Annotated in this window: 9 protein-coding genes; 4 read left to right on the forward strand and 5 right to left on the reverse strand. The window is 42.7% G+C overall.

Going from position 1 to position 9,876, the window contains the following annotated elements:
* Positions 1-321 precede the first annotated feature (321 nt).
* Entirely contained in the window at positions 322-1,038 is a 717-nt protein-coding gene (lipB, locus tag Q0081_RS13415) for a lipoyl(octanoyl) transferase LipB (RefSeq protein ID WP_298354121.1), read from the forward strand.
* On the opposite strand, the gene Q0081_RS13420 is transcribed toward lipB, so the two are convergent.
* From Q0081_RS13420 to Q0081_RS13430, 3 genes are all read right to left on the reverse strand, one after another.
* A complete protein-coding gene (locus Q0081_RS13420) occupies positions 1,031-2,359 on the reverse strand; it encodes a cytochrome P450 (RefSeq protein ID WP_298354123.1) in 1,329 nt (442 codons plus the stop codon). The two genes, lipB and Q0081_RS13420, sit on opposite strands and share 8 nt — an antisense overlap.
* A gap of 198 nt (positions 2,360-2,557) precedes the next feature.
* Positions 2,558-2,929: a hypothetical protein gene (locus Q0081_RS13425; RefSeq protein ID WP_298354126.1), complete on the reverse strand. Its 372-nt coding sequence runs from the start codon at positions 2,927-2,929 to the stop codon at positions 2,558-2,560.
* A gap of 124 nt (positions 2,930-3,053) precedes the next feature.
* Complete coding sequence (locus tag Q0081_RS13430; protein WP_298354129.1) at positions 3,054-3,629, reverse strand: alpha/beta hydrolase; 576 nt, start codon at positions 3,627-3,629, stop codon at positions 3,054-3,056.
* A gap of 139 nt (positions 3,630-3,768) precedes the next feature.
* On the opposite strand from Q0081_RS13430, the gene Q0081_RS13435 reads away from it, so the two are divergent.
* The 3 genes from Q0081_RS13435 to Q0081_RS13445 all read left to right on the forward strand — a co-directional run bounded on the left by Q0081_RS13435 (position 3,769) and on the right by Q0081_RS13445 (position 7,072).
* Positions 3,769-5,673 (forward strand): ATP-dependent DNA helicase RecQ, encoded by a 1,905-nt coding sequence (locus tag Q0081_RS13435; protein WP_298354131.1) that lies wholly within the window; start codon positions 3,769-3,771, stop codon positions 5,671-5,673.
* 214 nt (positions 5,674-5,887) lie between these two features.
* The gene (locus tag Q0081_RS13440; protein WP_298354133.1) at positions 5,888-6,682 is read left to right on the forward strand and encodes a glycosyltransferase family 39 protein; all 795 of its coding nucleotides are present in this window, start codon (positions 5,888-5,890) and stop codon (positions 6,680-6,682) included.
* A gap of 141 nt (positions 6,683-6,823) precedes the next feature.
* A complete protein-coding gene (locus Q0081_RS13445) occupies positions 6,824-7,072 on the forward strand; it encodes a hypothetical protein (RefSeq protein WP_298354136.1) in 249 nt (82 codons plus the stop codon).
* Positions 7,073-7,101: 29 nt separating this feature from the next.
* Here the strand turns inward: Q0081_RS13445 and Q0081_RS13450 are convergent, their stop codons facing one another.
* Both Q0081_RS13450 and Q0081_RS13455 read right to left on the reverse strand, forming a co-directional pair.
* Entirely contained in the window at positions 7,102-7,782 is a 681-nt protein-coding gene (locus tag Q0081_RS13450; RefSeq protein WP_298354139.1) for a LytTR family DNA-binding domain-containing protein, read from the reverse strand.
* A gap of 64 nt (positions 7,783-7,846) precedes the next feature.
* Positions 7,847-9,466 carry a sensor histidine kinase gene (locus tag Q0081_RS13455; RefSeq protein WP_298354142.1) on the reverse strand — a complete coding sequence of 540 codons (1,620 nt, stop codon included), beginning with the start codon at positions 9,464-9,466 and terminating at the stop codon, positions 7,847-7,849.
* Positions 9,467-9,876: the final 410 nt, after the last annotated feature.

The following is a 9,876-nucleotide window of genomic DNA, read 5'->3' on the forward strand; positions in this document are numbered from 1 at the left end:
CCTAAGACCGGAATCGTATCTTCTATCCCCTTTTTTCACTTAGCTCTTTCAGGAAATCTTCAGCAGGTATCGTTTTCATTTTACCCTGTTCAACAAGTTTTAATTCCTCAAACCCTTGCTTGATATTCTTCTACGTCTTCTTTTGGGAAGGCGTAAGTTGGGCTTCAAGCGGAGATTCCTGCTTGACCTTCCCAAATTTAACATTACGAACCAACTACTTAAAATATTCGTATTGTTGGTCAGGCACCTCAATGGTTATTTGACGCATAACCGTAAGTGTTTCCACAAAGTTAGATAATTTCGCGTTTTCGTTTTGATTATATGAACACCGTCATCAATAAAAAAGTCCGTTTTGAAGAGTTAGGTCTGGTAGATTATCAACAGGCGTGGGACTATCAGGAAAAGCTTTTGGCTGAAAATGTGGCTCTAAAAGCCCAAAATCGCAACTTATCTCCTGAACAACAGCAAACTACTACTAATCACCTGCTGTTTTGCCAACATCCGCACGTGTACACATTGGGTAAAAGCGGACACTTGGAGAATTTGTTGCTTTCCGAAACACAACTCAACGAGGTAAACGCCACGTTCTACAAAATCAATCGGGGGGGTGACATTACCTATCACGGTCCCGGACAATTAGTCGGTTATCCCATCCTGGACTTAGAAAACTTCTTTACCGATATTCACCGCTACATGCGTACGTTGGAAGAAGGCATCATTCGCACTTGTGCTGAGTATGGCCTTTCTGCAGGGCGAATTGATGGTTTGACGGGCGTATGGCTTGATTTTGAAACCCAACAAAATCCCCGAAAAATCTGTGCTTTGGGCGTTAAATGCAGTCGTTGGGTCACGATGCACGGCTTTGCGTTTAATGTCAATACGGATTTATCGTACTTTGGCAATATCGTTCCCTGCGGCATCACCGACAAGGCCGTGACTTCCTTACAACAGGAGCTTGGCCGAGAAATTCCCCTGCCCGAAGTAGCCGAAAAGTTACGGAGACATTTAGTGGATTTATTTGCGATGGAGCTTATTTGACAAACATCTTGATGCCGTTGGTGGGTTTTAGGGTAATCAACGGAAACATGTTGGGTTCGTGCGTTGGGTCTGCCTCAAACGTAAATCGCTTTACTAACGAAGCCAATACCAGTATCATTTCCATCAAGGAAAACTGCTGACCAATACAAATACGCGGCCCGGCTCCGAAAGGCAAATACGAAAACTTAGAGCGGTTTTTGACATTTTCTGCGCTGAAATGTTCGGGGTCAAATGCCAACGGATTGTCCCACAGTTTTGGATTGCGGTGCAGTTCAAACAAGGGCATGAAAACGATGGTCCCTTTTTTGATTGTATACCCTTCAATTTCGTCATCATCCACCGCTTCGCGCGCTACTGCCCAAGCAGGCGGAAACAAGCGCAGCCCCTCCTCCACTACCTGACGAGTGTAGGTTAGCTGATTAAGTTGTTCAAACGTAGGTACGTCGTCAAAAAGCGTACTTTCTTCACGGATTTTGGCGACAATTTCGGGGCGCTTGGAAAGCTCTAACAGCAACCAATTCAGGCCATTGGCTGAGGTATCGTGTCCTGCGGAAAACATCGTAATCACTTCATCGCGTACCTGCGCATCGTTCATTTGGCCGCCGGTTTCTTCGTCGGTACAGTCCAAGAGCATCTGCAATAAATCATCGGGAGATTCGCCCGAAGCGCGTCGTTGCTCGATGATGTCAAAAATCATCCCGTCAAAATACGCCAAATCCCTTCGAAAACGACGGTTGGCTCCATTAATAGCCATCCAAGGTTTCAAAAAAGGTTTTCGGATGTGCGTTATGATATGCTCTTGGGAACGGTTGATTTGCTGATAAATTTTCGTTTTATTTTCGTTGGTGATGGTGCTGAACAAGGTTTTCAGGGCAATATCTGCCGTCAGTCTCATCATTTTCTCATCAATATCTATCGCTGATTTCCCCCGGACTTCTTCCAATTCATTCAGAAAATCGGCTGTAATTTCGCTCATGGTTCTCACCAAACCCTGCAATCGCTCGCGGTGAAAAACAGGTTGAATCAGCCGGCGTTGCCGAAGCCAAAAATCACCTTCGCTCGTCAAGAGTCCTTTTCCCAGTACCTTTGACAACTCTGCAAACGCCTTTCCTTTGACGTATTTTTTGTTGTTCTGTACAAGAACATGCTTGAAAAAAGCAGGGTCTCGGGTAAAAACAAGGTCACGAAACAGCTTCAAATTAAAGGTATCCCCACAGGCTGTAAAGCCTTTTTGGATAAACGCCAATGGGTCGCGGGCAAAAACCAAAGCCGATTTGAAGCGGATTGTATTGGGCTTGTAGGAGGGAATCAGGTTACTCATGAATTATTTTGTTGGGTACTGATAGCACGGGCGTCCCGCTCACGGTCCGCCGTTGCGGTGCTTTTTATATTTGAAAGCCTCTGGCTTTTCTTTTTTCGGTTATTCATAGGCTGGAACGGTGCGCCGCTGCGAGCCTTGAAATAGTCAGCACGAGCGAGACGCTCGCGCTATCGGGTTTATTCGGATTATCAGATGGCTTTATAAACTAACATATTCTAAATCAGGATCATTATTAAGCCAATGGTTTATATTTTCCGGCCATTCTTCATGAGAAATATATAAGAGTAACTTATTATTTGGAGAACCAGTGATAGTACTCTCTATATCTTCAATAAAGGTTTCGATAAATTTCAAAAAATTAGTTGCAACAGGCAAAACTTTGCCTGTTGCTGAGATATATACGATTGTGTGAATATCTGTTTTTTCATTTTCAATCCAATAACAAAAATGTTGATTTAAAGAAGTTTTCATAAATGGGACAGCTTTCAAAGCAAATTGATTATTCTCTTGCCAAAACAACAGCATATATTCGTCAATACCGTATGCTAATTTATTATTCTTAAATCCCATAAGACAATAATCTAATATTGAAGCTCCGTTAGTAAGTTTAAGAAAATCAAGCAAGTATCGATCGAATCGAGATGGTATTCGTCCAATACAGCACGAGCCGGAGGCTCCCGCTATCGGGTGATGTTTATTCCTTCACCAATTTTTCCAACTCACTTTTTACTTCTTCAATGTGGTTGTCCGTTAAATGCCTTCGGTTGGGCAGTATTTTTACTTCGGCTTTCAGCATTTTTTCAAACTCCGATTTTGCTGTTTTGTAATCGGGCGTGAAGGGGTCATTATCAGAAATCAGAATTTTTACCGAACCGGGCGTCGTTACTTCTCTTATTTTTTCAAAATTGATAGGATGATCGCACCATTGCTGTATTTCTTTCCATGGTTCCTGCACTTTTAACCAAGCGGCTACTAATACCATACCTCCTATTTTCACTCCCGGTTTATTGATATTTTCTGCATATCTTAAACATGCCTGGCAACCTAAGCTATGGCCTACTAAAAATACGTTTTCGTTGAGTGAATCAACCGGAATTTGATTTCTCAAAAATTTGACGGTTTCATCAATGGACGGATTTTGCCAATTGGGAGGGGTGATGATAGTTACCGCTACGTCTTTGTTTGATTTTTCAATTTCATCTTTCAGCCAAATGTACCAATGATGATGGTGATTTCCTGCATAGCGCGGTATGAGGTAGATTTTTTTCATTTTCATCATCTGCTTTGAATAACAAATTATTGACCAACTAATTTCTCTCTCTGATGGCGGATTGCTAATCCTCTAAGCAAGATTATAAATTTTATTTACTTTCCCAAGTGTTACCTTTGCGTTTCATTAGTACCTGTCCATGATTCACGAAATCCTTAAACAATACTGGAATTACGATTCTTTTCGTCCGCTGCAAGAAGACATCATCCATGCAGTATTAGCGGGGCGAGATACATTGGCCCTGCTTCCCACAGGCGGCGGAAAATCACTCTGTTTTCAAGTACCGGCCTTAGCCAAAGACGGAGTTTGTATCGTCGTCACACCCCTGATTGCTTTGATGAAAGACCAAGTGGAGCAACTCAAACGACGGCAAATCAGGGCTGCGGCCATTTATTCGGGCATGAATTGGCACGAAATTGACATTGTTCTTGATAACTGCATTCACGGAAACACCAAATTCCTGTATGTTTCACCCGAGCGCCTTCGCACCGACATTTTTCTGGCGCGGGTTAAGTTGATGAAAGTAAATCTGCTGGCTATTGACGAAGCGCACTGTATTTCGCAGTGGGGCTACGATTTTCGACCGGCCTATCTGCAAATCGCTGAATTCAGAAAACTGATTCCTGACGTTCCGCTCATCGCGTTGACAGCTTCCGCTACCAAACCCGTTAAAATTGATATTTGCGAAAAACTGGAAATGTCGCAGCCTGCTGTGTTTCAGGATTCGTTTGCGCGTTCCAATTTGTCGTATTCAGCATTTTTTGAGGAAAACAAAGACGCTCGTTTGCTTCGCATTCTTCAAAATGTGCAGGGAAGCGCCATTGTGTATGTTCGCAATCGTCGGCGAACCAAAGAGATTTCGGATTGGCTCAACCGCAACGGCATTCGTTCCGAATTTTACCACGCGGGCATTCCGACCAAACAACGCGGCGAAAAGCAGGAAGCCTGGATTCGCAACCGCGTGCGGGTCATGGTCTCGACCAACGCCTTCGGTATGGGCATTGACAAACCCGATGTACGCGTCGTGGTTCACACCGACCTGCCCGATAACTTGGAAGCCTATTACCAAGAAGCAGGTCGCGCGGGTCGCGACAAGGGGAAAGCGTATGCCGTGGCTCTGTATTCCCAACGGGATTTGAGCGAACTTCGTCGGAATGTGGAGCAAAAATATCCGCCTATTGAACTGCTTCGCCGCGTGTATCAGGCATTGGCCAATTATTACCAAATCCCCGTGGGGGGCGGCGAATTAGAAAACTTTGATTTTGATTTACAGGACTTTACGGGAATATTCGGCTTGCCGTTGTCTGAAACTCACTATGCCATCAAGCTGCTTGAGGAAGAAGGATTTCTGCAATTGAGTGACGCTTTTAACAGCAGCTCGAAAATCCACATTACAGTAGACAACCGAGCGCTGTACGATCTTCAACTCAAATTTCCGCAGTACGACAGTTTCATTAAACTCCTGCTTCGGATGTACGGCGGCGAAGTCTTTACGCAGTTTGTCCATATTTCCGAAACCGCCATCAGTCAGAAACACTACACCCTCGAAGCTGACGTCATTAAGTTGTTGCAGGGGCTGAACGATATGAATGTATTAGTGTACGACAAGCAGCGCGACAAACCGCAATTGTGCTTTCTGACACCCCGTTTTGATGCCGCGATGATGCCCATCAATGCGTTGGCTATTCAGGAAAAACAGGAAGCTGATTTTCAACGCGTGGAGGCCGTCACCAAGTATGTACAACACAGCACCCGATGCCGCACCCAATTGCTCCAACAGTACTTTGGCGAAATCACCGATGCCGAATGCGGGATTTGCGATAACTGTTTGGCCAAAAAGAAAAAAACGGCTCCCTCTCCCGAAAATACGCAACTTCGTACCGAAATCCTCAAACTTTTGAATCTCAGCCCGCTTACGCCTCAACAATTGGTAGCAGCCTTTGGCCTTAAAAACGAACAAAACGCCATTAACACCATTCGGGAATTATTGGAAGACGAAGTCCTGATTTATGAAGCGGAAGGAACCTTGAGGTTGAGCAAATGAAGCAGTAATACCATTTTCGATGTGCGATTTTCAATGTGCGATTGCAGTCCGCCGAATCCAACTTATATGATTTTGATATTCAGACAGATACAAAACAAAAATACACCAACTTAGCATTGAATGAGTATAATTTCACCAATAAAAAAAGCCCTTTCTCTTAAAAACACCTACGGTATGTACAATAGGTTGCTTTCTCCTGCTGATACAGGTAGTGATGAGCCCTTATGTTCCCATTTACGATGAAATCGTTTTCCATCCCAATCTTTTACTGTACCAAAAATATGGGTTTTCGGAAACGTTCGTACTGAACATCACCAAACAGGCACCGGACCCTCTGTATCAGATGGTTCACTCTTTTTTCAGTCCGCTTACTCATGCACAATTCCCTGCCATGAGGTATGTGAATTTAGGGCTTTTTGGGGCCGCTTTAGTGCTTTTGTATTTGATAGCCCAACACTCCTTTCAACTTCAGGACGCTTTTGTCAATACTTTATCGCTTATCACGGTGCCTTTGGTTTGGACGATTGGCGGTATTGCGCTCACCGAAGCCCCAGCCATGTTTTTCTGTTTATTGTTTTTGCTCGGTTACTTCTATGTACCCAACGTCAATCGTCCCGTTTTAAAATGGACAATCGCCGTAGGATGCGGCCTTTGTCTGGCTCTTGCAATTTTGGGGAGAACCCAGTTTTTAATGATTTTTGCCTGTTTGGGTCTGTTTACTTTACTCAACTTCCGAACTCATTTTTGGCTTAATTCTGCCATCCTACTCATCGCTTTTGCAGGATTTTTTCCCGTCTTTTGGATTTGGAAAGGCTTGTTACCTCCCGCTTTGCATTATAAAGGCGGTTTCAAATTAAGTGGGTTCAACTTTTACTTTGGATTTTTGGCCTTGGCTTATTCAGGTCTTGTGTTTTTTATTTTAGAACCCACTTGGTTTTATTTCAAGCGCAATCATTTGAAGTTCTATACGGCATTGCTGGCGGTTTGCCTGATTATCAATTTACAATGAAACATTTTTCGATTCTTAGCTTTACAATCTCTCTTTTTAAAAATCGGAAATTTTAGGTTTATAGAGCGTTTTTCACTTGTCGTCCCCTGTTTCTTTGTCATCATTGCAGCTCTGTTTCTTTACAGTCTTTACCACCGATTCATGGAACAGCGCGCCAACCACCAACAACTTTTTATCTATGCCTGCTACCTGCTGATTATGGACACGTTTGTTTCGATTACCCACATATTCAGTCCACGCTATGTGGTGCAGGCGTTGCATTTGGCATTTTTGATGGTTGCTCCCTATTTCAAATTCACCCGACTCAAAATCTTTATCGGCATTCTGGGCATCTTATTCGGCGCTTACTCGCTGCACATTTACTACCTGAAGGCCTTTGTTTATGGGTAGTTGGCAAGGAGGGGCATCTCTAATTTTTTCTACTTTTTACCCGTCAGCATGTTGTCGTCCAAGGCCTTAAAAAACTTATCTCGGTAAGTTTCACCCAAAGGAAGAGCTATCCTTTTGTCCAAAAAAATCTGGTTCCCCTCGATAAACTGAACATAATCAAGCGAAATCACAAACGAACGGTGAATCCTCATAAAATGCTGTTCGGAAAGGCGCTCTTCAATATCTTTCATGGTCAGATGCGATACAATGCGTTCCTGTTCGGTGTAAATACTGACGTAATTCCCTAAACTTTCGATGTACCGAATGTCTCCAAATCGCACTTTCTGAATTCGGCTGTCTGTCTTCACAAACATAAATTCGTCTTCCTGTTTTGGAGGTGTTTTGGCTTCCAGTGTCTCTTTCGGGTCCAATGCCTCCTTGGCTTTTTGTACGGCATTGACAAAACGCTCAAAGGGAATGGGTTTGAGCAAATAATCAATCACGTTGAGTTCGTAGCCTTCTAGAGCATATTGACTGTAAGCCGTCGTCAAAATCACCCGGATGCGTCCTTTCATCAGTTTCATAAAGTCGATTCCTGAAAGTTCGGGCATGTGAATGTCCAGAAAAACCAACTCTATTTTTTCGGAGTAAATTTTATCCAAAGCATCCAAGGGGCCCAAACAAGCCCCCACCAAGTTCAGGTAAGGTATTTTGTTGATATAATGCGTCAATACGTCAATAGCCCCCCTTGTTCGTCGTCTACTATTAGGCAGTTTATCATCGTGTACGGTAGTTTTACAACTGTATTTTCAATTCGATTTTATAAAAATGTTCTTCGTCGGTAATGCGGATTGCGTGCTTTTTGGGATACACCAATTCCAATCGTGCTTTGATATTTTGAAGCCCTACTCCCGTCAAAAGTTCGCGCGGTCCAATGCGTTTTTTGTTAGACACTGTAAAATACAAATTCCCTCCTTCTACCCTCAACGTAATGTTGACAGGGTAATTTTCGTCCAAAAGTTCGCCGTATTTAAAGGCATTTTCAACAAAAGTAATCAACAACAGCGGCATAATCCGACGAAACTGCACGTTACCCGTTTTCTCGAAATACACATTCAGGCGATTGGAAAACCGCAATTGATTGAATTCAATGAAGTTTTCGAGGTGTTTGATTTCATTTTCGAGCGGCACTTTGTCTTCTTCGTCGGTTCCTTTCAATCCATACCGCATAATTTCCGAAAGCAGCATGGTGGATTTGGCCAAATCTTCCGACAACGGCAGCGCCCGTGCGTACAAAAAATTAAGGCTGTTGAACAAAAAATGAGGATTAATCTGGGCTTTCAACGACAGGATTTGGGAGGCTAAAAGACGTTTTTGGGTTTCAAGCAGCTTGAGAGCGTAGCCGTAGAAAATACTGCATAACAGGATAAAAAATTCTTTGGAAGCTACTTGCAGCAATACCTGCCCCACCGTAAAACTATACGCCATGTACCCTTTTCCCCCATTTTTAAAAGGATTGAATTTGGCCTTCTCTATACTCGCAATGGCCTTTTTTATTTCGGGCATCACGTCTTCGCCGTAGATAAAAGCTGGAAAATGAAACTCATTGACCAACCACGCAAATACAAAAGCCTTCACATAAATGAGGACAAACCATAAGAAGCAAATCCAAATAAACGACAAAAGAACCCGCCCGCGAATCAATAATTTGAAACTTGTAAAATAGCTCAGGTAAAAGAACCCAATGGATACCAAAATCATCAGTGATTCGGTCACCAAAGCCATGGGTTGTTTCAGGATTTTGTTGTAATCAGACAGATAGTGATACAAAACCCAGGCAAAAACATGCCATGAATACAACCTGATTTTATCAAGGCGCTCATTTTCAGACTTTTCAACAACAATCGGTTCAGCAGCCGTGAGGATTTTGGAATAAAAATACAGCACCATTGTACAAATGGCAATATCCCAAAACGCCTTATTGATGGCGTAACCAATCACAAACCCAATGGATATTCCCGTTTTAAGCCCCTCCGTGGTGTCCTTATTTGCATTTTTAGGAAGGTTGGATAATAAGCCTGAAAAATAGTGAAGCAAATATTTCTCGGGTATCAACACATAAATGGTCAACGAATAGATAGCCGCTAAAGCGAGGAAAGCAATCACCAACCGAACAAAAAAAATGATGTACTCTTTCTGATGAAGCAAACGTAGACTAAAACGATATTGGATGTAATAATAAACCAGCCCAAGCGGAATACCCACCCAGAAAAAACGTGCATTCCAAACCGTGAATTTATTGCCATAATCCCACATGACAAGTACTATCACAAAGCTGTAAATGAAGAACCCCGCCAATAGGAGTTGGGTATCTTTTTGTTTGAGTTTACCGAGCAGGGTTGACCAAAGTCTCATTCAGGAGATTCTTTTTTCTCCAAAACTACGCTCAAAGACTCTTTTCTTCAAACCCATTTTTTCAACCCTTCCATTTGCCGGATGAATAGGTCTAAATGAAGGACGAAGCCCTTTTTAAGGAGTTTTTGGATAAAACAGCTAATTCATCCTTGATTTTGCAGGATTGGTCAAATATATTTTAGCAGGCAGGAAAACTATGTCAATTTTGAGCCATCAAAAACGCACTCGGTTTATTCATTTATAGTAGTGGAGTTGGGCTGAGTTTACGAAATGGATAGAAATATATAAAACTAGGTATTGTAAATAAAAGTGGCATTTTGTTATCTAAGCAGCTTGCTGCCAAAACTGTTGCCATTTATGGTTAATTTCTACCGTTTTGAGAATAGCAAGACTTTCCGAACCATCATTGC

The sequence above is a fragment of the Runella sp. genome, from assembly GCF_027484545.1.
Taxonomy (GTDB): domain Bacteria; phylum Bacteroidota; class Bacteroidia; order Cytophagales; family Spirosomataceae; genus Runella.